The following is a 23,614-nucleotide window of genomic DNA, read 5'->3' on the forward strand; positions in this document are numbered from 1 at the left end:
ATCTATCTCTTCGCCCCGACCTCAACCGACTCCACACCCCCATCCGAGACCCGCTCCCACTCGATCAGAGCCCACGAGCCCCCGAATCGCTCCAGCAGCGATCGAACCCGCTCACCCTCGCCCCGCTCCAGCCACTCCGGGCCGACAATCGCAAGCGCCGTACCGAGCGCATCGGCCCACTCCCCCCTCTCGCTCACAACCGTCACGCCTCGTCGATAACCGAACCGCTGGTCCTCAACACTCACACCCTCGGCCCTCCGTGACAGCCGCCCATCGATGATGTGCGCGTACCGCACGCCCCCGATCTCGAAGAACTGCACCGAATCCCCGGAAGTCGACACCGCCGCGTCACGCAGCACCAGCGAACGCGCCGCGCGCCCCTCAATCCCCGTCTCGACATCGATCCGCCACCCCGCCGCCGGTCGACCCTCCGCATCCAGCGGCGCATCACCGACCACAACATCGCCCGCGAGCGCAACCAAACACCTCGGGAACCCGCTCTTCTTCAAGTGCTCCACCGCGCGCTGCGCTGCGAACCCCTTGCCGATCCCCCCGAAATCCAATCCCATCCCATCCGCCCTCATCCTCACCCGCCGCGCCCCCGCGAGCGATCCGCGATCGAGCTCGACGCGCGCAAACCCCACCCTGCCCCACGCCTCACGCACCCGCTCCACACTCGGCGCATCGCCCGTTCTTCTCGCCTCACGCCACAGCCGCACAACCGGCCCGATCGTCACGTCGAACGCCCCATCGGTCGCGTGCGACACCTCCTCAGACACGCTCAGCACATCGAACAGTTCATCACTCACCGACGACATCACCCCCGCGCCCGCGCGCGCAAGAACCGATGCCTCCGAATCGGGTCGATAATCGCTCATCGCCTGTTCAAGGGCCGCGATGCGATCAAACGCCGACGCCGCGCCACGCCGCGCCGACGCCGCATCCACCGCGTACAGCACGATCCGCGACTGGACCCCCATCTGCACCCTCATAAACTCGTGTCGCTCAAGCCGCTCCTCACGCACGGCCCCCACATCGCGCCCCCGCGCGCCACCACACCCCAGCCCCAGCCCCATCGCAACGCCCAACAACACGCCCAACAACACGCCCAGCCGGCGAGGGAACCAAAGCCCCAGGAGCCGCGTCGAACTCACAGGACCAGACACCATGGACACCACCAGACGCTCTCAGACCTCTCGAACATCCGCACGCCTGCTCTCGCTCCTCGGGCTCGCGCTTCCACTCTCACTCGCCCAGCATACTCACGCCTCCCAGCCCGCGCCCGCCGCGCCCGCCTCGACCAAACTCGCCCCCATCGAGCAAGAGATCCCAGGCGCCGCGCTCAGCATCACACTCATCCCCATCCCCGGCGATGAAACCAAAGGCATCAAGCCCTTCTACATCAGCGCCACCGAACTCACCTGGCCCGCGTTCGATCCCTTCGTCTACCGACTCGACGAACCCAACGACACCAGCGGCTCCGACGCCACCACACGCCCGAGCAAGCCATACCTCCCACCCGACCGCGGCTTCGGCCACGACGGATACGCCGCCATCAGCATGTCGTTCCACAGCGCACAGATGTACTGCAAGTGGCTCAGCGCAAAGTCGGGAAAGACCTATCGCCTGCCGACGGAGGCGGAGTGGGAGCTCGCGTGCGGCTCAGAGCCCGCATCCGCAACACTGACAGAAGCGGCGTGGTTCGCCGACAACGCCGACGGCAAGCCCCACCCCGTCGCGAGCAAGGCAGCCAATGCGTTCGGGCTTCATGACATGCTCGGCAACGTCCAGGAATGGTGCTTGGGCGCCGACGGCAAGCCCGTGACCAAGGGCGGCAGCTACCGCGACCCCGCCGAACTGCTCACCCCAACCCACCGCGCCCCCCAGACATCCGCCTGGAACTCCAGCGACCCGCAGATCCCCAAGAGCAAGTGGTGGCTCTCCGACGGCCCCTTCGTCGGCTTCCGAATCGTCCGCGAAGCAGACTGACGCCGACCCGCACCGATTCTGCACCGGATCCGCTCGCACGCCCGATCCTCACACGGGCTCGGACGTAGTCTCATCCATGAAGATCACCGCGATCATCTCAGGGCTCAAGCTCGCAGCGTTTGGCGGCGTCTGCGCCGTCGCCGCGCTGCTCGGCTACCGCTACGTCCGCGCCGATGTCGCCTCCCGAATCTACGAGCGCCGGCTCGAAGAACTCGCCCTCGACTACCAGCAACTCGTCGATGTCTACAACGAGGCCGTCCGCCGCAGCGCGGTCACCGAACTCATCGTCAAGGACAACACACTCTCCGTCCGCGTCCGCACCGTCGAAGGACAGACCCGCCTCATCCCGACCTCCTACGACCCACGGGGAGAGATCTACGTCGACTTCGTCGTCATCGACGGACGCCTCTGGATCCGACGCATCTTCGACGCCAAGACCGCCCCCGGCGAAGGGCTCGTCATCGATCCCGCCATCGCCTCCATCGCGTGGAACGCCGACGGCTCGCTCAAGTCCGGCGACGAGGGCGCACGCGCCTCCGTCGGCAAGGCCGTCTACAGAGCGCTCTCCGAGGGGACCTGGGTCGTCTCCGTCTCCGGCGATGGCTCCCTCGGCCTCTCTCGCCTCGACCCCGGCAGCGAACCCCGCCTCGTCGCAAGGCCGCAGATCAAAAACTACGAGCAACTCCGCGCCGAAGCCACCGAACGCGCCTCACGCCTCTCCGCCACCGACGTCTGGCGCGAGTTCACACGCGCAGACTGATTCCACAACCCCACAACATGAAACAACGCGCGCGCCAGCGAAGGCACACGCGTCGTCTCTCATTTCAATCCGAAGAAACACCCGTCACACGCGGCTCCGCCAACGCGAACGCCGCCATACCAAATCCGAGACCCAATCCAAGACCAAGACAATGCACGACAAACCCGCTTCAGGCAACCCCAATCCTCGCGCCGATCCACATTTCCCGACACGCTCCCCTCGTCTCCCATACGAGTACCTATTGTCATCCAAACACGCTTCTCCACAGTCGCGCGTCAAACACGCCGACCCCGTCCATTCCATATACCGCGCGTGACCAGCCCACGCCGCCGTCCGATGATTGCTCCCCGTCCGCTCCCTACTCCCGGAGATCCCGACCCATGTCCGACACCCCCTCCACATCCCCAGTGAAGTCCATGGACGCCATCATGGCCCTCTGCAAGCGCAGGGGATTCATCTACCAGGCCTCCGAGATCTACGGCGGCATCAACGGCTTCTGGGATTACGGCCCCCTCGGCGCCCAGATGAAGAAGAACCTCCGAGACGCCTGGTGGCAGGACATGATCATGCGCCCCTGCTGGGGCAAGGACGGCCCCAACGGCAAACCCGTCCGCTGCGTCCCCGTCGAGACACGCATCATCCAGCACCCCAAGGTCTGGGAAGCCAGCGGCCACGTCGGCGGCTTCAACGACCCGATGGTGGATGACAAAGAGACGAAGCAGAGATTCCGGGCGGATCATCTGCAGGGAGTGTTCCGTGACGGGAGATTTGGACCTGAATCTGAGCCGAAGAAACTCGCGGCACAACTCATGCGGCAGTACGACGGGGCATCAACAGTCTTTCCGCCGTACAAGACGATTATTGCGAACAGCGCTGATGAGGCCCTCCAGTCGATCTTGACGGATCGAAAGACACAGAAATCCCTTGGACTCAACGTGCTGGATGGCAAGATGGGGTCCTTCAACACAGCGCTCTTGATTGTTCAAGAGGGTGATATGGTGTTGACCGTCGGTGTCCGTGCTGTATCCATGAACGAGTTGACGTTTCAGAACGAAGAAATTCCATCGCCATACAGCCAGAAAAAGGGCTCGTTGACCAAGCCGCGTCAGTTCAACCTGATGTTCTTCACCTACACCGGTGCTACTGCGACCGAAGACGATAAGGTCTACCTCCGTCCCGAGACCGCGCAGGGCGTCTTTGTGCAGTTCAAGAACGTGGTGGACACCACGCGCGTCAAGATCCCCTTCGGCATCGGCAACACGGGAACGTCGTTTCGCAACGAGATCACGCCCCGCAACTTCACCTTCCGCTCCCGCGAGTTCGAGCAGGCCGAGCTCGAGTTCTTCTGCCACCCCGACGAGTCCGTCGCCTGGTACAAGTTCTGGCGCGACTTCCGCATGCAGTGGTGGCAGTCCATCGGCCTCACCAGCGAGAACCTCATCCTCCGCGAGCACGAAAAAGACGAGCTCTCGCACTACTCCAGCGGCACATCCGACGTCGAGTACCGCTTCCCCTTCACCGCACCCGGCTACGGCGAGCTCGAAGGCATCGCGCACCGCGGCTGCTACGACCTCACCCAGCACCAGCAGCACTCCGGCGTCAAGATGGAGTACAACGACACCGAACGCGGCGAGGTGCTGCCCAATGGCGGGCGGCGCGGCGAGCGCTACATCCCCCACTGCATCGAGCCCGCCGCCGGACTCGACCGGGGCGTCCTCGCCCTCATCTGCGAGGCGTACACCCGCGACGAGAGCCGCCCAAGCCCGGAGTTCATGAAGTTCCACCCCCGCATCGCCCCCATCAAGGCCGCCATCTTCCCCCTCGTCGCCAAGGACGGCATGCCCGAAGTCGCGGAGAAGCTGCAGACCGATCTCAACGCCCGCTTCTGGAAGCTCGGCGGCATCGAGTTGGACGAGAAACAGTCCATCGGCAAGCGCTACGCCCGCATGGACGAAGCCGGCTGCCCGTACTGCTTCACGATCGATGGCGACACCATGAAAGACCAGACCGTCACCTGCCGCGACAGAGACACCGGCGCGCAGACACGCATCTCGATCGACAAAGTCGGCGACTTCCTCGCGGAGAAGCTCGGCGTCTGAGTGCCGCATGGACGCACGCACCAAAGCAGCCGGCTTCACGCAGGCAAGACGCTGTCTCGCCCGCCTGCTCGCTCTCGGGCTGATCGGCTACGGAGTGTGGTGCACCATGCTCTTCTCGATGCAGGATCGAATGCTCTTCCCGCGCGAGTTCGCCGAGGCCACCGGTGCGCCCACCAACGCAGAGCGTCTGGCCATCACGATCGAGAGTAGCCCGGGCCGCGGCGGCGAGGTCGAGGCGTTCCTCAGTCTGCCGCAGGGCGAGGGCCCGTTCCCGCTCGTAGTCGCCTTTCACGGCAACGCCGAGTGCGTCGATGGTCTCGATTGGTATCGCGAGCGATACACCGGACGCGCCTGGGCGGTCCTGACGCCGGAATACCGCGGCTATGGCCGAAGCAGCGGCAAGCCCTCACAGAAAGCAATCGTCGCCGACGCCGTGCAGTTCATCGACCTTCTTCTCAATCGCCCGGAGATCGATGCCTCGCGCATCGTCTATCACGGGCGGTCGCTCGGTGGAGCCGTCGCGGCACAGGTCGCGCGGGAGAGGCCGCCCCGCGCGATGATCCTCGAATCAACGTTCACCAGCATCGCGTCCATGGCCGCGGGCTACGGCGTACCCCCTTTCCTCGTGAAGAACCCCTTCCGCACCGATCGCGTGCTGCGTGAGTACACGGGCCCCGTGCTGCTCCTCCACGGCATCGACGACACAATCATTCCGATTGAACACTCGCGCCGTCTCGCGAAGCGTGCGCCGCAAAGAGGCGCGAACGCAACACACGCCCCCGCGACCCGCACGCTCATCGAAATGCCCGGCGGCCACAACGACTTCCCAGTGGATGAGGCCGCGTACTGGAAGGCGATCGACGGGTTCCTGGATTCGATGAAGTAACCCCCCGCACACACCAGTTCATCCGGAGGCCCAACGGGCCGACCCAGCCGGAGCCCCGGGCAAGCGAGGCCGCGCAGCGACGAGCGTCGCCCCGGCTCTCTCTTCGCCCCGTCTCGCCCATGCCAACGACTGCCTCGGGGGATCAGCCAGTGCTCTATCTCGTTCGTGTTCTCCGACCTTGACGCCCTGCGCCTCGATTCTCACCCCCCCACCCCACTGATGAACAGCGGCTCGATCCCCACCACACGCCACACACCATCATCCTCCAGCCGCCAGTCGATCTTCCACCACGAGAAACTCATCCCCCCCGCCTCCACACGCACCTGCACCTGCGTCCGCCCCACATTCGGCCCGTCGCGTGTCGCCTGAACCTTCAACACCGCCCACTTCTCCACGCCGTACCGCCGTCCCACCACATCCTCCACACCCGCGATGATCTGCTCGCGGCCCACCGACTCCATCCCCGCCACGCTCCTGAACTTCCCCGTGACCAGCCGCGCATCCGGCGCAAGCAGCTCCCGCAGCGCCCCCGCATCAACCTCCACCGCCGCACGCACAAGCTCCCGCGTCCCCGAGCTCATCCGCTCCCGAGGCGTCGTCACAATGACGCTCACCACGAACACACCCGCCGCCAGCGCCAGCCCCACCCCCGCCCCCACAAACGCCGCCCCCCCGCGCGATCGCAGCACAAAGAACGCCGCCAGCGAGAGCACCACCAGCGCAAAGACCACCGCCAGCGGCGACTCAAAAAGCGCAACCTCAAGCGCGGGCGCATCGGGCAACGGCGCAACCCGCCCCCCGATCGAAGCCGGCAACCCCGTCGCCACCATCGCCGCGTGCGCTGCCGCTATCACATGATCCATCACACACGCTCCTCGCCCCGCACACCCACCCTTCGATGCCCGACACCACCCGGTTCGACACCCGATCTTTGCAGCCCCCGCCCCCGCCCGGCCGATCTGAACCGGCTCAGACCTATCGAAACCCGCACGAACGCGCCCACGCGAACGGCATGCACGCTCGGGCACTCAGGATGGAAGAGGCGAGATGAACACCGCGCACCGCGCTCACACACCAACCGCATCCAGAGACGCCGCAGCGCGTCCCTCCGCCGAGACCCTCGAACGCAACCTCCGCGCGATCGCGATCGCCTCACCGAAGGTCGCCGATCGCGTCCGCCAGACCCCCGCGCGCCAGGACATCGACTTCACCCTCGCACCCGACGGCGCACTCACCGCATCACTCCCCGGTCCGCGCGGCCCACGCTCCCTCGCCAGCCCGCGCCGCCCCCTCGAAGAAGCCCGGCACATCGCCGAATCGATCGATGTCGCATCAACGCCCGGCGTCGTCGCCCTCGGATTCGGCCTCGGCCACCACGTCGAGCGCGTCGCCCGCGGAATCGCCCGCTCCGGCGTGCTCCTCTGCTTCGAGCCCGATGTGCCCCTCCTCCGCGCCGTGCTCGAACGCATCGACCACAGCGAGTGGATCCGCGCCTGCAACGTCGGCTTCCTCACCGACCACGGCGACTCGGCCTCCATCAGCGAGGCCGTCAAAGGAAGCGAGGGCGTCTTCGTACTCGGCACCGCCCTGCTCGAGCACCCCGCCTCCCGCGCCCGCTGCTCGGGCGCGCTCGACGCCTTCTCCACCCTCTTCACCAGCGTCATGCGCGCAGCCCGCACAACCGTCCTCACCACCCTCGTCCAGTCCGAGGCGACGCTCCGAAACCTCCTCATGAACACCGACTGGTACGTCTCCACCCCCGGAATCGCCGATCTCGCCGGCATCGCCCGTGGACGCGCCGCCGTCGTCGTCTCCGCCGGCCCCTCCCTCGAACGAAACATCGACCTCCTCGCACGCCCCGGCGTCCGCGACCGCGTCGTCATCATCGCCGTGCAGACCGTCCTCAAACAGCTCCTCGCCCGAGGCATCCGCCCCCACTTCGTCACCGCCCTCGACCACCACGAGATCAGCCGCCGCTTCTACGAGGGCCTCACCGCCGAACAGGTCGCTGGCGTCACACTCGTCGTCGAGCCCCGCGCCAACCCCGCCATCCTCGAGTCCTTCCCCGGCGCGATCCGCTGCTGCGAGGACGAATGGCTCGAAGAGATCGTCGGAGGCATCGCCGACAAAAAGGGCAAACTCCCCGCCGGCGCTACCGTCGCACACCTCGCCTACTCGCTCGCTCGCCACCTCGGCTGCGATCCCGTCATCATGGTCGGGCAAGACCTCGGCTTCACCGACGGCCAGTACTACGCCGCAGGCGCCGCCATCCACTCCACCTGGGGACCCGAGCTCAATCCCTTCCGCACGCTCGAGATGTTCGAGTGGGAACGCATCGCCAGATCCCGACGACTCCTCCGGCGACTCGAAGACACACACGGACGCCCCATCTACACCGACGAGCAGATGGCGGCATATCTCGTGCAGTTCGAGCAGATGTTCGGTGCCGACGCCGAACAAGGCCTGCGCACCATCGACGCCACCGAAGGAGGCGTCGCCAAACGCAACACCACCGCGATCACCCTCGCCGACGCGCTCGACAGACACGCCCCCCCCACCCCCCCACCCACCTCTCCACTCACCCCCCCACTCACCCCCCCGCTCGATCTCTCCACGCCCACCTCCGGGCGCCACTCGCCCGCCGCGCGCGATCGCATCGCCGAGGCCCGAGCCCGCTTCCGTGTCGCGCGCCAGGAGGTCTCACAGGTCGCCCGCCTCTCCGCCGACGCGCTCGACCTTCTCAAGCGCATGCAGCGCGCCTACCCCGACGAGCGCAAGGTCAACGATCTCATCCGACGCATCGAACCCATCACCGCCAAGGTCAACGCCCAACCCATCGGCTTCACGATCGTCCAGCACGTCAACCAGGTCGGCGCGCTCAACCGCTTCAAGGCCGATCGCGCCATCGCCCTCGACACCACGCTCTCCCCCATCGAACGCCAGAAACGCCAGATCGAGCGCGACATCGACAACGTCTCACGCATACGAGAGTCCGCCTCAACCGCGCTGCGCCTCCTCGACCACGCCCTCGAAGCACTCTCGGGCGCCCGCAAACTCACACGCGATGTCGCACCCGAAGATCCTTCGCTCACTCTCGATGCCGCCGCCGTCCGCCGCCGCACCCACCGCGTCGTCGCACTCCTCCCCGTCGATCCCGACCGCGGCTCGCTCGGCATCGCAAGACGCCTCGCCGATCCCGTCGCCGGCCGCATGAACGCCCTGCAACTCACCCTCGCACGCCTCGCCTCGACGGCCCACATCCGCGATGCCGTCCTCCTCACGCCCGAGCCCGATCGCGTCCGCGAACTCCTCGGCGATGAGAACGCCCTCCGACCCCTCCGCATCCGCATCGAGCACATCGACCGCCAGCACCTCGACGCCAGACGCGACGCCGTCGCACAAGCCCGCCTCTTCGCCCCCTCCAGTTGGCGCGGCTCCATCGCCGGGCTCACCATCTACGACGAACTCCTCCTCGCAAAGCCCATGGCCCGTGCGGCACAAGACGCCGACGCCGCACTCCTCCTCGGCCCCGATTGGTGCGCAGTCGATCCCGCGCTCTGCGATGCGATCGTCGAACGCCACGCCGAACACCCCTCCGGCACACGCGTCACATTCACACAGGCCGCCCCCGGGCTCGCCCCCTGCCTCATCGCCCGCTCCATGCTCGACGAGTTCGCCGTCTCGCAGGACTCCGCGCAATGGCTCGCAACCATCGGCGCCTCCCTCGGCTACATCCCGATCGGTCCGCAATCCGATCCCATCGCCAAGATCTGCTGCGTCCCAGTCGATCCCGGCTACCGGGACCTCAACGGCCGCGCCATCATGGACCTTCCCGGCAGCCGCGCCGCCCTCGCCCCGGTCCTCGCCTCCTACGCCGACAACGCACGCCACGCCCCGACCTCCGAGATCGTCCATGCACTCGCCGATCGCCTCACCGCCTCACCCGCCGCGCCCCAGCACCTCACGCTCGAACTCTGCACCGGACGCATGACCTCCGGCATCCGCGGGCTCTGGACACGAGGGCGCGAAGACGTCGCCGAACGCCCGCCCATCGAACCCGAACGCGCCGCCGAGATCATCGAGTCCGCCCTCCGCGCCAATCCCGCGATCGCCATCTCACTCGCAGGAATCGGCGATCCGCTCCGCCACCACGCCTGGCGAGAGATCATCCGCGCCGCCCGCACCGCCGGATGCCGCGCCCTGCACGTCAGGACCGATCTCCTCTGCTCCACCGAAGAAGCCCACGACCTCGTCGATTCCGGCGCGGGCGTGATCAGCGTCGACCTCATGGCCGCCACGCGCCAGACCTATCGCACCATCATGGGCGTCGATCAGTACGAGCGTGCCGAGTCCAACCTCACCTCGCTCATCGAGTCCGTCCGAGCGCTCCCCGCCCCCGGCGCGCTCCCCCCGTGCTGGATCGTCCCGCGCATCACCCGCTGCGACGAGTCCCTCGCCGAGATCGAGCCCTTCTACGACCGCTGGCTCACCGTCGCGGGCGCGTGCGTCATCGATCCGCTCCCAAGAGCCGTCGCGGGCTCGCGCATCGCACCGCTCCCGCTCCCCATCCATGTCCAGCGACGCTTCGCACGCAAGCACATGACGATCCTCTCCGACGGGCGCGTCCCCTTCGACGGACACGAGCACGGCGCACGCCACGTCGTCGGCATCGTCCAGACCAAGCGCGCCGCCGACACCCTCGGGCTCACCTGCGCCCCGCTCACCGATCTCTTCCGCTCGCTCTGGCGTCTGCGCCAGGAACACCTCCCCGCCGACGCGCCATCCACGCGAACCCTCCTCGCCGCATGAGCAACGCCCCCGACCCATCCGCACCGGCTCGCACAGGGGCCGCCGCCATCATCCTCGGGCGCGCCGGCAGCAAGGGTGTGCCCGGCAAAAACCTCGCCCCCGTCGCCGGCAAGCCCTGCGCCCAGTGGACCATCGAGCACGCCCTTCGCTCTCGCTCAGTCTCCACCGTCGCCCTCTCCTCCGACAGCCCCGAGCTCCTCGACCTCGCCGGCGCCCTCGGCGCGACCCCCATCCCGCGCCCCGCCGAACTCGCAACCGACCACGCCACCATCGACGCCGCCGCACGCCACGCCGCCGAGCACCTCCTCCGCACCAACACCATCACGCCCTCCACACCCCTCGTCATCCTCTACGCCAACGTCCCCGTCCGGCCGGGCGACCTCACCGACCGCGCCCTCACTCGCCTCCTCTCCACGCGCTGCGACTCCGTCCAGTCCTACGCCCCCGTCGGCAAGCACCACCCCTGGTGGACCGCACGCATCGACGAAACCTCAGGCACCCTCCGCCCCTGGGAAGGCGACACCCTCAACCACAACGTCTTCCGAAGACAAGACCTCCCACCCGCCTACATCCCCGATGGAGGCGTCATCGCCCTCACCCTCCGCGCCCTCATGCTCGCCATCCCCGACGTCCCGCCCGGCCCCCACGCCTTCTTCGGCGCCGACCGACGCGCCATCACCAACCCCGAGGGCGCGGTCATCGACATCGACTCACCCACCGACCTCCTCGTCGCCGACGCCCTCCTCCGATCAACCTGAGCCAGCTCACAACAGCGCCAAGCTGCAAAGCGGAGCCACCCTGTCTCCCGCCGCGCCCTCGGGCAGACGAATCGCACCACAGCCCAGCAATGTGCGCTCCCTCCCGCTGGGGCCCTACATTGTCTCTATGGCCCACCCCATCACGCCCCCAAACCCCACCTACACGCGCAATGACCCCGAGTGCCGCGTCTATGTCGGCGACTCGCGCACGCTCCTCCGCTCCATCCCTGAGTGCATCTCAGGCAAGGTCGATCTCGTCTTCGCCGACCCGCCCTTCAACTGGAGCCGCGACTACGACCGCGAGAAAACCGGCAAAACTTGGGACGACCGCTCCATGTCCGACAAGGAATACCTCGACTTCACCTACGCCTGGCTCGACGGCTGCATCGACGCCCTCCGCCCCGGCGGCAGCATGTGGGTCAACATCCCCGACGACTGGGCCGCCGAGATCGTCGTACACCTCAAATCCCGCCGCCTCTCCATGGTCAACTGGTGCATCTGGCACTACCGCTTCGGCCAGAACACCACCGGCCGCTTCATCAACTCAAAGGTCCACGCCCTCTACTTCACCAAAGCCGGTATCAACACCTGGAACCCCGACGAGATCCTCGAACTCTCCGACCGCGCCGCCATCTACGGCGATGCACGCACCATGAACAAGAAAGACGGACTCGCCCCCGGCATGCGCGTCCCCATGGATGTCTGGTACGGCCAGTATTGGGGACGCATCCAGGGCAACAACAAAGAACGACGCCCCAACCACGACAACCAACTCCCCGAGGTCTACCTCGAACGCGTCATCCGCAGCACCTCAAACCCCGGCGACCTCGTCCTCGATCCCTTCCTCGGATCCGGAACCACCGGCGTCGTCGCCCACGCCCTCGGAAGACGCTTCATCGGCTTCGAATACTCACCCGCAAACGCAAAGAGCGCGTTCACACGCATCGGCGAGGGCATGGTCCGCACCGGCGGCGTCCGCGGCATGAGCACCGCCATCTTCCCCAAACGACGCCCCGCGCCCACTCCCACAACCTGACACACCCCCCACACCCACACCACACCCACAGACCGCCAGCTCAACGACGCCTGTTCGTCATGTCCACGCGCTCGAACGCGCGCACGGTGCCCTCAAGCAACCGCTTGTCCGCCGCGTCCGCAACGCCGTCGTTGTTGATGTCCGTCGGCGACTGCTCCCACGCCCACAGATCCTCGGCATCAACCACCCCGTCCCCGTTGATATCCTCCGTCGAACGCACGATCCGCGCCAGCGGATCCCCGATCACGATCTGCGCCCACGACAAAAACGGAATCGACGTGTGCGCCGCCTCGGCCCACGTCAGGTTCCCGAGAATGAAATTCCGAACCACGAAGATCGTGTCCGGCACCGTGTACGCAAACGGCTCGTACACGTTCCCCAGCCCGAACGTCCCGCCCGCCGCGATGAAGTCCGCGATCTGCTCCTGATTGAACGACGTCGTCAACCCGCCGAACGCACGCGCATTGAACGACTCCATGGTGTTCATGATCGCGCCCGGCGAATAGTGGAACGACTCGGCATAACTCGACGACGCCAGCGGATTCGCACCATTCCCACCCGGCTTCGTCCCGTGATGGTTCGCCCCGTAATGCGCCAGCAGCAGCACCGGCTCCGTCACCACGATCCCCTGACCGCCGTAAGAGATCCGCGGGCCCACCATGAAGTTCGCCGCGTCCGCGAGCGCGTCGTAACGCACGTTCGCAGGCAGAATCCGACCATCCGCCAGCAGCGTGTCGCGGCACAACTCGTAGTCATCCCCCGCGTTCACCTCCGGGATCCCGTGCATGTTGTCGAACTCGCTGCTCGGAGGGGGCGTCGGCGTCTGCACACCGTCGCTGTTCGACTCATCAAGCACCACAACAACCGAACGCATGTCCACAACAATGTGCCGCGAACGATCGATCAACGCACGCACGTCATCCACCGTGTTCCCATCCAGGCGGCACACAAGATAGATGTCCCCCGGCGACAGCCGCCCCGCAGGATCCGCCGTCGTCGTCCACCAGAACCGGCCCGGCACATACGCACCGACAAACGCCTTCGGGCTCGTGATGTGCGTCGTCGGCCACGCCGAGATCGGCTCAGACCGCCCCCAGTACGGATTCACAATCATCCCGTCCGCAAACGAATCCGCCGCGCCGCCCATCTCTCCAGCCGTCAGATCCTGCCACAGCAACGCCAACTCCGCCTCCATCGAGGCGTTCGTCGCGTCGCGATTCATGTGCTCGTTGTCCGTCTGCGTCGGGCTGTCGCCGCTGTTGGCGTTGTCCGTGTCTCGCACCCGATGGGGCAAGCCCTTCGTCGTCACGATGCAGCGAATCTCGTGCGTCAGCCCCGAGGCCTCCAGATGATTCCGAAGGGGCGTGCGAATCCTCGTGATGAAGTTCGGATACGTCGTCGTCCCCGGAGCCGTCACCGCCGCGCCACCGGTCGCAAGATCGAACACGTGCACGCCCGGACGCGAACCCGCCACGCCACCCACACCACCCGCCACCTTCGCCGATCCCGCGTAATGCTCCGCCACAAGCAGACTGTCCGGAAGCCGCGAGTCATACACCACCAGCACCTGCCCCTCCACCAACTGGGGCTGCGCCTCCGCACTCCTCGCGACAATCCCACCGACAACAGACACCCCCACGATCAAACCGATCGCCCGCACAACACCCCCCACCAATCCTGTACGCTCATCTGACCGCATCATCTCTCTCCTCGGCCGCGCAAACGCCGGAAGCGCAACCCTCTCGAAGCTTGCCCTACGACTCGTTTCGGCACTCCGAGCCCGTCGGTTGTGCCCGGATTTCCCCGCATCGCCCCTCTCACGTAATCTACGTCTCACACGCCCCGCCCGGATCACAAATGTCCGAAAACCACCCCCAAGATCTGGTTCATGTTCGTATGAACACCTCAGAAAGCACCCCCTCACCGACCAACCCAGTCCTCTCGCTCGACCCGAGCGACGCGGTCCTGCTGCGCATCAAGGCCGTCCCCGGCGCCAAGCGCGACGCCATCGCAGGCCCGCTCGGAGACCGGCTCAAAGTCCGCGTCGCACAGGCCGCCGAAGACGGGCGCGCCAACCGCGCCATCTGCGCCCTCATCGCCCGCACCCTCAACGCCAGAGAATCACAGGTCACGCTCCACTCCGGAGCACGCTCACCGGAAAAAGTCCTGCGCATCGAGGGCGTTTCACCCGCAACGATCCGGCAAGCGCTCGGCATCGCATGAAGGAGCCCGGCATGAAGCACACACAAAGGCCCGACGCGCGCAGCCGAGGCCAAACGCCCGACCGCTTCAAGGACACACGCGCCGCGCACGAAGACGAAACCGCCGAGGACTACGTCGAAGCCATCGCCGATATCCTGCGCTCACGAGGCGAAGCCCGCGTCAGCGACCTCTCGCGCATGATGGGCGTCAGCCATGTCACCGTCTCCCGCATCGTCACCAGACTCGTCAAAAAAGGCCTCGTCCAGACCGCCCCATACAAGCCCATCACCCTCACGCCCCAAGGCCTCCTCCTCGCCGAACGCGCCCGCACCCGCCACGACGCCGTGCTCGCCTTCCTCATCGCGATCGGTGTCCCCCGCTCCCAGGCCGAGGTCGATGCCGAGGGAATCGAGCACCACGTCAGCGATGCCACCATCAAGGCCATGACACGCCTGACTCGCACACTCGCCGATAACCCGCACCCCCGCCCCCCCCGCACCCCTCGCCCGGCGCAGGTCCGCAAGCCCCGCCCCTGATCGCATCATGTACGTGCCCCCAACCCGCACAACCAGAGCATCCTGCTCGGTGTGAAGCGCAAACCTCGCCCCACCCGCGACGCGAGTGGCAAACACCACCCTTTGATCGCATCTCTCCCCGTGCGTCGGTTGCATCGGGGGCGTCACCCGCATCAGCCGCCGCAGCCGGGAGAGCCCACGTATGGAATTCGATCTTCTCGCATCCGACTCGCACCGAGGCCCGCTCATCGAGGTGCAGTCGGTCTTCCCCATCGCGGTCGTCGGCGTCCTCTGCCCCGCCGTCCGCGAACGACAAGCCGTCCTCCTCTCCGATGAACTCAGCGATGCCGCACGACGCGCCGGCTGGCTCCTCGCCGTCTCCTTCGAACGCGTCGAGCACCTCTCCTCCGCATGCCTCAACATGCTCGTCGATCTCCACACACGCTGCCGACACAACGCCGGATCACTCGTCGTCTTCGGCCTCCCCGACGAGGTCAAACGCATCATGAAACTCACCCGTCTTGACGCCTGCATACCCGTCGCCGCCGACGCAGGACACGCCGCCAGCATCCTCATGGGCGACTCGCTCCGATCACGCGCCGCCTGAATCCGCCCCATCCCGCGCACGCCCAGCACCGCCTCCACAACGCGCAGTTTCAGCGCATCCAAACCCCGAAAGGAGACCCACCCATCTAATCTCTCACCGACGCTCACGCGCCCCGAGCCGAGTTCCGATAGCCATGTTCGCCACCGCACACGTCGCGCACGCACCCCGCGCTCGCGACCCGGAGCCGGACATGCCAACACCGCGTCCCTCATCCAGCACCAAGCCCCACGCCGCCAACCGCGACGATGCACACCCCGTCTGCATCGTCGCCTTCAACGGGTGCGGCCTCCCCCGCCTCCGAGCACTCGTCGATTCCATCCACCTCTCCATCACCACACCCACCCCGCAATCACCGCGCTGGCTCGAAGGGCTCTCCCCCGAACGCGGCATGAGCACGCCCGCCGAAGTCGCCGCCTCCCTCGTCCACCATCGCGTCGCCCTCCTCGCCGCCGATCCCAGCGACGCCATCACCACAAACTACCGCCGCCTCCGCATCGAACGCCGCTCCACGGGCTGCTCCCTCGACGACCTCCTCTGCGCCAGGCCCCCCGGCGCAGGCCCACTCACGCCCGAGTGCCGCCTCGGGCTCCGCGCCTGCATCGACTTCATGTCCGCGATCCTCCGCGCCCAGGAGTCCTACGCCGACTTCCTCCTCATCCACGCCTCCGAGATCAATGTCGATCCCTGGGCCGTCGCCGAGCGCGTCGCCCGCTTCGCCGGACTCGATCCCACACCCGAAGACCTCGCCAGAGCCGGCACCCGCGCCGGCCCGTTGGGCAGAGCCGCCGACACCGCGCCCGCGCACACCACCGTTCTCCCACTCGAACTCTCCCAAGGGCAACGCATCTTCGCATCCGGCGTCATCGCCGAACACCTCCACCCCGCGCTCGGCGTCTATAAATCAAACAGCAAGCGCGCCGCACGAAAAGCCGCCTGATCCCCGACCATCCGTACAATCGCCCGCTCACCACAAGCAGGCAAACAGACGCCGCGCACCAAACACGCGCCGGCGCCAAACGGATGTGACATGGCCAAGCGAGAGTCCTTCAACACCGATTTCAAACGCTTCTTCTTCAGAGGGCTCGGCATCCTCCTGCCCTCCATCGTCACGCTCTGGCTCCTCTGGCAGGCCTTCAGCTTCCTCCTCAAAACCGTCGCAAGCCCCATCAACCGAGGCGTCCAGTGGGTCTACGTCGAAGTCGCCCCCGTCATCGCCGGCCCCGACGCGCTCCCCGAATACGTCCGAGGGAAGCCCGCCACCGACACCGAGAAAGCCATCCCGGACCGCGGCTGGTTCGTCAAAGGAAACAAAAAGCAATCACTCGAACACTTCCGCGCACGCTGGAACGAAAACCCCTGGCTCGGCGGCATCGGCCTCTTCGTCGCCATGGGGCTCGTCTACCTCGCCGGCGTCCTCCTCGGAGGTTTCTTCGGACGACAGGTCTACACAAGAATCGAAGCCCTCATCGCCCGAATCCCCGGCTTCAAACAGGTCTACCCGCACGTCAAACAAGTCGTCGATCTCATCATCGGCGACAAGGCCATGGCCTTCAACCGCGTCGTCCTCGTCGAGTGGCCAAGACGCGAGGCATGGACCATGGGCTTCGTCACAGGCAACTCCATCCAGGCCGCTCGCGAGGCCGGTGGCGGCGCCATGGTCTCCGTCTTCGTCCCCACGACCCCGACGCCCTTCACCGGCTTCGTCGTCAACGTCCGCGCCGAAGAAGTCAAAGACCTCCCCCTCTCCATCGACGAAGCACTCCGCTTCATCATCACCGCCGGCGTCCTCACCCCCGAAGGACAGAACAAGCCCCTCTCCGCGCTCGACCGAACCCACCCCGCCTCCCAGACGCCCCAAACTCCCTCCCCTTCGCAGCCCTGACGGGCACCGATCAATGACTCCCGCGCACCTGACCCGGCCGCGTGCGTTGCTTATCATCGCGTGAAGACGATTCTTCCTCTCCGGGATTCGCCCGGGACGGATGTTGAACAGCAAGGAGCGTCCATGCGCATCGAGGTCATCGGGCGGGGTCTGGATATCACCGACGCGATCCGCACCTACGCGGAATCAAAGGTCGAGCACATCGGAAAGTTCTTCGACGGCGTCTCCTCAACGATCGTCACCATCACCAAGGCCGACCACCACCACAAGGGCGAGTACGACGCCGAGATCGTCTCAAAGGTCCCCAAACACGACCCCTTCGTCTGCCACGCGAAGCACGAAGACGTCTACGCCGCCATCGACCAGGTGGCGCAGAAGGCCGCGCGTCAGGTCACCGAGTACAAGAACCGGCTGCGCGAAGGCAACCGCTGAACCCGTGCCGCACCGGCCAGGAGCGACGAAGGCATGAAGCTCAATGACATCATCGTCCGTGACGCGGTGATCGCAAACCTCAACTCCGTTGAACGCGACGACGTAATCGGAGAGATGGTCGACGCCATCATCGCCGCCAACGTCGCCAAGCCCGCCATGCGCGACGAACTCGTCCGCGCCATCCTCGAACGCGAGAAAAAGGGCTCCACCGGCTTCGGAAAGGGCGTCGCCGTTCCGCACGTCAAGCACAAAGCCATCTCCAAGATGTGCGCCACCATCGGACTCTCCGCCAGAGGCGTCGATTTCAACGCACTCGACAGACAGCCCGTCTACTCCGTCTTCCTCCTCCTCTCACCCGAGGACAGACCCGAAGAGCACCTCCTCGCCATGGAAGTCATCTTCAAGAACCTCTCCCAGGAACGCTTCCGAAGATTCCTCCGACAGGCCTCCACCGTCCCCGAAGTCCTCACCCTCATCGACGAGGCCGACGCACAGGGCTTCCCCGGCTGATCCCTCCCAACACCACGCCCCAACACCACGCCCCCCACTCCGGAGCCCACACGCCGTGTCCGAACGACGGACCATCGCGGTGACCATCGTCAATCGGCTCGGGCTCCACGCCCGGCCCGCCATGGCATTCGTTGACCTCGCCTCGACCTTCAAGTCGGCCATCACCGTCAGACGAGAAGACACAGAAGTCGATGGCAAGTCCATCATGCAGATGATGATGCTCGCCGCCACGCAGGGCACAACCCTCGATATCACCGCCGAAGGCGACGACGCCGACAAAGCCCTCGACGCCCTCAACGAACTCGTCGCCCGCGGATTCGACGAGGAATAACCCCTCGCCCCGCATCCGCCCTCATGCCGATCATCTCCATCATGAACCCAACACTCGCCATCCGCACGCTCTCGCGCACACTCCCCCACGCCCTCCTCATCGCCCTCCTCGCAGCCCCCCCCCTCACCGGATGCGCCACCTCCACATCTTCACAACCCGAGCCCGACCCCGTCAGGCCCGCAGACGCCCAGCAGCCCGCGGCATTCCCCGCCACCCGATACTCCGGCTTCCTCGGCGACTACGCACGCCTCCGTCAGAGCCCAAGACACCAGGGAACGCTCTACGAGCAATCCGCTCGCCTCGCCTCATACAACACCTTCATCGTCGAACCCATCACCTTCCTCCCCCAACGCACCGTCCGCGGCACACGCATCACCGACGCCGAATCCGCTGAACTCGCCGCCGCACTCCACGAAGAGACCATCTCCGCGCTCTCCCTCCTCTACCCCATCGCCACAGAGCCCGGCCCCAACGTCGCCGTCATCCGCGCCGCCATCACCGCCCTCGCTGGCGCACGCGTCGATCCCGCAACCGGACAGACCCAGATCGGCGGCGCATCCGTCGAGGTCGAGATCCTCGACTCCACAACACGCGAGCGCCTCGCCGCCGCCATCGAGTCCGATGTCGTCCGCGATGCAACCCAGCCCATCGAAGAAGATCCCTTCTCCGACGCCCGCCTCGTCTTCCGACACTGGGCCGCACGCCTCAACCTCTGGCTCCGCGATGCCGACCAACTCGCGACCCGCCCCTGATCGCGACCCCCCTGATCCCGCGCCCGCGATTCCCAGCCCGCGCAGAGTGCTGTCACGATCGTGTCACGATTCCGAGGGGCACAGCGGATCGTCTGCAACGTCACGGTTTCTCTGCCCACATACATTGTGTCGGCCGACCGCAGCACACGATCCGGGAGCAACCCATGGCACGCCGCACAAGACTCTTGACAAACTCAATGCTCGCCCTGCTCAGCGCGGCCTGCCTCTCTCTCCCCGCGCTCGCGCAGGAGACACCCGAATCCCCCGTCCCCACACAAACCGCCCCCGCCATCCCCGACCACGACTGGAAGGCCGGACAACCGATCCTCACCGCCGACGATCTCCTCGTCGCCCTCGAAACCGCCGACCTCGAGATCAAGACCTTCAAGGCAGGCATCCGCTACACCCGCATCTTCGCGCTCGCCGGCGATGAGCAGATCCGCGATGGCACCCTCTACTACGAGACCATCGACCGGGGCGACGCCAAGACCCCCGCGTCGCGCCGCTTCGCCGTCCAGTTCACCCAGCTCCGCGTCGGCAAGCGCGTCGAGAAAGAGCCCAAAGACTACATCTTCGACGGCGAGTGGCTCGTCGAGAAGCTCGAAAAGGACAAGCAGTTCATCAAACGCCAGGTCGTGCCCCCCGGCGAACGATTCGATCCACTCCGCATCGGCGAAGGACCCTTCCCGGTCCCCGTCGGCCAGCGAAGAGACGATGTCCTCAAGCGCTACCGCGTCACCATGCTCACACCCGACGAGGGCGTCGATGCCGACTCGCTCCGCTCCTTCATCAACGCCGGAGACGGCTCCTACCAACTCCTGCTCGTCCCCATCGCCGACCCCCAGGATGCCGACGAACTCTCCGAGATCCGCGTCTGGTACCGAAAGTCAGACCTCCTCCCGCGCATGGCCAAAACCATCAACCTCGTCGGAGATGAGTCCATCATCCAGATGCTCAACCCCGAGAAAAACCCCAAAGACCTCCCCTACCGCATCTTCGACACCGCAACCCCCGCACGCGGGTGGAACGTCCGCATCGAGCCCTACCGAGGCCGCATCGATCCCCCGTAATCAACCTCCACGCGGCCTCTCGACGCGCTGCCCACGGTTCGCGACTTTCTCGCCAACCGTACACTCATCCTGCGGGTACACGGAACACACCAATCCACCCGGAGGACATCGTGCAGCCCACCCGAACGAGACGCCGTCGATCCGCTCCCCACGCTCGCCCCGCGGCTCACACCCTCCTCGCCGCCCTCCTCACGCTCTCCCCCCTCATCCCCTCCCCCGTCTCCCACGCCCAGGTCGTCCAAGACCGAAAGCCCGCGCCCATCGAAGTCCCCGAACTCGCCCCATCCATCACGCGCCTCCTCGAGCAGTCCTACCTCACGCCCGAGCAGGCCCGCGACCTCCGCCTCCACCACGGCATCTGGCGCGACGAAGACCTCGCCTCTCCCGCCCTCCGCGCCCGCGCCGCGCTCACCACCGCCCGCTTCTGGGACGACTCCCTCCGCTCCCCCGACGCCGATCCGCTCGACCGCGCCGAAGCCCTCATCGAACTCGGCGATCCCGCCGGCGCGCTCGCCCTCCTCGACGCCCCCCACACCCCCCACCCCTCACACTCCACACTCGCCCTCCGCGCCGCACGCCTCCGCGCCCACGCCCTCTTCGATCTCGGCAACGCCGACGATGCCTCCCGCTCGCTCGATCGCGTCGCCTCCCTCATGGCCGATCAGCAGATCACGCTCGCCGACGAGATGGCCGAGGGCGTCCGCGCTCTGCTCCTCCGCGCCCGCATGAAGGGCCCCTGGCGCGACGCCCAGCAGGACTACCGCACCATCACCACGCTCCTCGCCCGCGCCCGCGACGAGCTCGACCGCCTCGCCTGGTCCCCGCGCCTCGCAGAGGCCGAGCTCCTGAACACCAAGGACAACCGCAGAGAAGCCCGCCAGGCCGCCATCGAAACCCTCCGCCTCAACCCCTCGTGCGCCGCCGCGTGGCGCCTCCTCGGACACATGTCCGTCGATCAGTTCGACTTCCAGACCTCCGAGTCCATCGCCGCTCGCCTCGACGAACTCGCCGGCAAGATCGCATCCGAAGACAACGCACGCTCCCCCTGGGCCGCAGAGATCCGCGCCCGTGCCCAGCTCCGCCAACGCGACGCCGCAGGCGCCATCGAGATCCTCACGCCCGCCCTCGCCGCACACCCGACGATGCGCTCGCTCCTCGCACTCCGCGCCGCCGCCAGCGCCGCCTCATTCGACGCCCCGGACACCGACGCACGCCTCGCCTCTTTCGACGCCCTCTCCCGCGCCACACCCCTCTCCTCTCTCGCCCTCTACGAGGTCGGAAGAACCCTCAGCGACAACCGCCAGTACGAACTCAGCGACGCCTTCCTCCGACGCGCCGTCGAGCGCGAGCCCCACTGGGCAGAACCGCTCATCGAGCGAGGCCTCATGCTCGCCCAGGCAGGACGCGATGTCGAAGCCCTCGACACCCTCCGCGCCGCAAAGGCCCTCGACCCCTTCAACGTCGCCGTCGACAACTCCATCAAACTCCTCACCGAACTCCTCACCTACCAGCGCTTCGAGTCCGAGCACTTCATCGTCCGCTGCAAGCCCGGACGCGACACCATCCTCGCGCGAGAGATGCTCCCCGCCCTCGAAGCCATGCATGACCGCGTCTGCTCACCCGACAACGGCGGCATCGACTTCAAGCCCCCCGTCAGAACCACCATCGACCTCATGCCCAACCACGAGTGGTTCAGCGTCCGCATCACCGGCATGCCCGGGCTCCACACCATGGCCGCCGCCACCGGACCCATCATCGCCATGGAGTCCCCCTCCGACGGCCCCGGCCACCTCGTCGGCCCCTACGACTGGCTCCGCGTCGTCCGCCACGAATACACCCACACCGTCACCCTCGCCAGGACCAACAACCGCATCCCCCACTGGTTCACAGAGGCCGCCGCCGTCTACCTCGAAGACGCACCCCGCGACACCCGCACCGTCGCGCTCCTCGCAAACGCCTACGCCGCCGACCGACTCTTCGATCTCGACGCCATCAACATCGCCTTCGTCCGCCCCAGAAAGCCCACCGACCGCTCCCAGGCATACGCCCAGGGACACTGGATGTACCAGTACATCGTCGAACGCTTCGGAGACCGCGCCCCCCTCGATCTCATGGACCACTACGCCAAGGGCACGCCCGAAGAAGCCGCCTTCCGAACCGTCCTCGGCCTCTCACGCGCAGACTTCTTCACCGCGTTCAAGCAGTGGGCCGGCGACCAACTCATCGCCTGGGGCGCACGCCTCCCCCCCGGCACGCCCGACGCACAATCCCTCATCGAACAAGCCGCCTCGCCCGCACACTCACCTGCACAAGCCATCGAACGCGCGCTCGAAGCCCACCCCGACCACCCCGAACTCCTCGCCATCGCCGTCGAAGCCGCCCTCCGCGAACGCCGCGGCATCCCCGACCCCTCCATGACCGATCTCCTCGAACGCGCCGCCGCCGCTCGCCCCATGGACGACGCCCCCCACCGCGCCCTCGCACGCATCTACCTCACAACCGCAACAGCAAACAACCCCGCCGAAGACATCGAAGCCCGTGCCATCCCCCACCTCGAATGGCTCGACGCACGCGAAGTCCACTCACCCGCATACGCCGCCGAACTCGCACGCCTCTACGCCGAACGTGGCGACCACGCCCGCGCACACGACAAAGCCCTCCGCGTCGTCCGCATCGCACCCTTCGACGCCGATTCCCGCGAAACCGCCGCTCGCATCGCCATCGTCGCCAAAGACTACAACGCCGCACGCCACCAGCTCGAAGCACTCATCGCCATCGAGCCCGACCGCGAACTCCACAAGAAACGCCTCGCCGCGCTCGAAGCGCTCGCAGAGAACAACTGAACATAACCCCACGTCCCGAAGGGACGGCACTCACTCGCAACCGTCCAAGCCGGTCGTCAAAATCAAACTGCGCGCAGAATCCCCCCTGCCCCTCTTCACTTACTCCGCCACCAACCGGCCATCCTCGCACCAT

The 23,614-nt window shown here is 66.6% G+C and carries 21 protein-coding genes; 18 read left to right on the plus strand and 3 right to left on the minus strand.

What is annotated here, in order from left to right:
* Nucleotides 1-2: 2 nt before the first annotated feature.
* Entirely contained in the window at nucleotides 3-1,169 is a 1,167-nt protein-coding gene (locus KF838_11905; protein QYK47481.1) for an FAD:protein FMN transferase, read from the minus strand.
* On the opposite strand from KF838_11905, the gene KF838_11910 reads away from it, so the two are divergent.
* From KF838_11910 to KF838_11925, 4 genes are all read left to right on the plus strand, one after another.
* Complete coding sequence (locus tag KF838_11910; GenBank protein ID QYK47482.1) at nucleotides 1,168-1,989, plus strand: SUMF1/EgtB/PvdO family nonheme iron enzyme; 822 nt, start codon at nucleotides 1,168-1,170, stop codon at nucleotides 1,987-1,989. The two genes, KF838_11905 and KF838_11910, sit on opposite strands and share 2 nt — an antisense overlap.
* A gap of 76 nt (nucleotides 1,990-2,065) precedes the next feature.
* Nucleotides 2,066-2,749 carry a hypothetical protein gene (locus KF838_11915; GenBank protein ID QYK47483.1) on the plus strand — a complete coding sequence of 228 codons (684 nt, stop codon included), beginning with the start codon at nucleotides 2,066-2,068 and terminating at the stop codon, nucleotides 2,747-2,749.
* Between the two features lie 380 nt (nucleotides 2,750-3,129).
* Entirely contained in the window at nucleotides 3,130-4,848 is a 1,719-nt protein-coding gene (locus tag KF838_11920; GenBank protein QYK47484.1) for a glycine--tRNA ligase, read from the plus strand.
* 7 nt (nucleotides 4,849-4,855) lie between these two features.
* A complete protein-coding gene (locus KF838_11925) occupies nucleotides 4,856-5,734 on the plus strand; it encodes an alpha/beta fold hydrolase (GenBank protein ID QYK47485.1) in 879 nt (292 codons plus the stop codon).
* A 200-nt stretch (nucleotides 5,735-5,934) separates the two neighbouring features.
* Here the strand turns inward: KF838_11925 and KF838_11930 are convergent, their stop codons facing one another.
* The gene (locus KF838_11930; GenBank protein QYK47486.1) at nucleotides 5,935-6,597 is read right to left on the minus strand and encodes a hypothetical protein; all 663 of its coding nucleotides are present in this window, start codon (nucleotides 6,595-6,597) and stop codon (nucleotides 5,935-5,937) included.
* A gap of 184 nt (nucleotides 6,598-6,781) precedes the next feature.
* Between KF838_11930 and KF838_11935 the strand changes: the two genes are divergently transcribed.
* From KF838_11935 to KF838_11945, 3 genes are all read left to right on the plus strand, one after another.
* Entirely contained in the window at nucleotides 6,782-10,543 is a 3,762-nt protein-coding gene (locus tag KF838_11935) for a DUF115 domain-containing protein (GenBank protein QYK47487.1), read from the plus strand.
* Nucleotides 10,540-11,301: an acylneuraminate cytidylyltransferase family protein gene (locus KF838_11940; protein ID QYK47488.1), complete on the plus strand. Its 762-nt coding sequence runs from the start codon at nucleotides 10,540-10,542 to the stop codon at nucleotides 11,299-11,301. Before KF838_11935 ends, KF838_11940 begins: the two co-directional genes overlap by 4 nt.
* 127 nt (nucleotides 11,302-11,428) lie before the next feature.
* Nucleotides 11,429-12,337 carry a site-specific DNA-methyltransferase gene (locus KF838_11945; protein ID QYK47489.1) on the plus strand — a complete coding sequence of 303 codons (909 nt, stop codon included), beginning with the start codon at nucleotides 11,429-11,431 and terminating at the stop codon, nucleotides 12,335-12,337.
* A gap of 40 nt (nucleotides 12,338-12,377) precedes the next feature.
* Here KF838_11945 and KF838_11950 read toward each other — a convergent pair whose 3' ends face one another.
* Nucleotides 12,378-14,039 carry a hypothetical protein gene (locus KF838_11950; GenBank protein QYK47490.1) on the minus strand — a complete coding sequence of 554 codons (1,662 nt, stop codon included), beginning with the start codon at nucleotides 14,037-14,039 and terminating at the stop codon, nucleotides 12,378-12,380.
* A gap of 194 nt (nucleotides 14,040-14,233) precedes the next feature.
* Here KF838_11950 and KF838_11955 point away from each other — a divergent pair, with 194 nt between their 5' ends.
* The 11 genes from KF838_11955 to KF838_12005 all read left to right on the plus strand — a co-directional run bounded on the left by KF838_11955 (nucleotide 14,234) and on the right by KF838_12005 (nucleotide 23,481).
* On the plus strand, nucleotides 14,234-14,560 hold the full coding sequence (locus tag KF838_11955; GenBank protein ID QYK47491.1) for a DUF167 domain-containing protein: 327 nt from the start codon (nucleotides 14,234-14,236) through the stop codon (nucleotides 14,558-14,560).
* 11 nt (nucleotides 14,561-14,571) lie between these two features.
* Nucleotides 14,572-15,075, plus strand: a complete 504-nt coding sequence (gene mntR / locus KF838_11960) for a manganese-binding transcriptional regulator MntR (GenBank protein ID QYK47492.1) — start codon at nucleotides 14,572-14,574, stop codon at nucleotides 15,073-15,075.
* Between the two features lie 181 nt (nucleotides 15,076-15,256).
* A complete protein-coding gene (locus KF838_11965; protein QYK47493.1) occupies nucleotides 15,257-15,661 on the plus strand; it encodes an STAS domain-containing protein in 405 nt (134 codons plus the stop codon).
* A 190-nt stretch (nucleotides 15,662-15,851) separates the two neighbouring features.
* Complete coding sequence (locus KF838_11970) at nucleotides 15,852-16,598, plus strand: hypothetical protein (GenBank protein QYK47494.1); 747 nt, start codon at nucleotides 15,852-15,854, stop codon at nucleotides 16,596-16,598.
* Between the two features lie 90 nt (nucleotides 16,599-16,688).
* On the plus strand, nucleotides 16,689-17,543 hold the full coding sequence (locus tag KF838_11975) for a DUF502 domain-containing protein (protein QYK47495.1): 855 nt from the start codon (nucleotides 16,689-16,691) through the stop codon (nucleotides 17,541-17,543).
* A gap of 123 nt (nucleotides 17,544-17,666) precedes the next feature.
* Entirely contained in the window at nucleotides 17,667-17,975 is a 309-nt protein-coding gene (raiA, locus tag KF838_11980; protein QYK47496.1) for a ribosome-associated translation inhibitor RaiA, read from the plus strand.
* A gap of 33 nt (nucleotides 17,976-18,008) precedes the next feature.
* A complete protein-coding gene (locus tag KF838_11985; GenBank protein QYK47497.1) occupies nucleotides 18,009-18,485 on the plus strand; it encodes a PTS sugar transporter subunit IIA in 477 nt (158 codons plus the stop codon).
* A gap of 55 nt (nucleotides 18,486-18,540) precedes the next feature.
* The gene (locus tag KF838_11990; GenBank protein ID QYK47498.1) at nucleotides 18,541-18,816 is read left to right on the plus strand and encodes an HPr family phosphocarrier protein; all 276 of its coding nucleotides are present in this window, start codon (nucleotides 18,541-18,543) and stop codon (nucleotides 18,814-18,816) included.
* Nucleotides 18,817-18,857: 41 nt separating this feature from the next.
* Nucleotides 18,858-19,568 (plus strand): DUF3313 domain-containing protein, encoded by a 711-nt coding sequence (locus KF838_11995; GenBank protein ID QYK47499.1) that lies wholly within the window; start codon nucleotides 18,858-18,860, stop codon nucleotides 19,566-19,568.
* A gap of 164 nt (nucleotides 19,569-19,732) precedes the next feature.
* Nucleotides 19,733-20,638: a hypothetical protein gene (locus KF838_12000; GenBank protein ID QYK47500.1), complete on the plus strand. Its 906-nt coding sequence runs from the start codon at nucleotides 19,733-19,735 to the stop codon at nucleotides 20,636-20,638.
* A 110-nt stretch (nucleotides 20,639-20,748) separates the two neighbouring features.
* Entirely contained in the window at nucleotides 20,749-23,481 is a 2,733-nt protein-coding gene (locus KF838_12005; protein QYK47501.1) for a hypothetical protein, read from the plus strand.
* Nucleotides 23,482-23,614: the final 133 nt, after the last annotated feature.

The organism is Phycisphaeraceae bacterium (assembly GCA_019454185.1).
Classification (GTDB): domain Bacteria; phylum Planctomycetota; class Phycisphaerae; order Phycisphaerales; family UBA1924; genus JAHBWV01.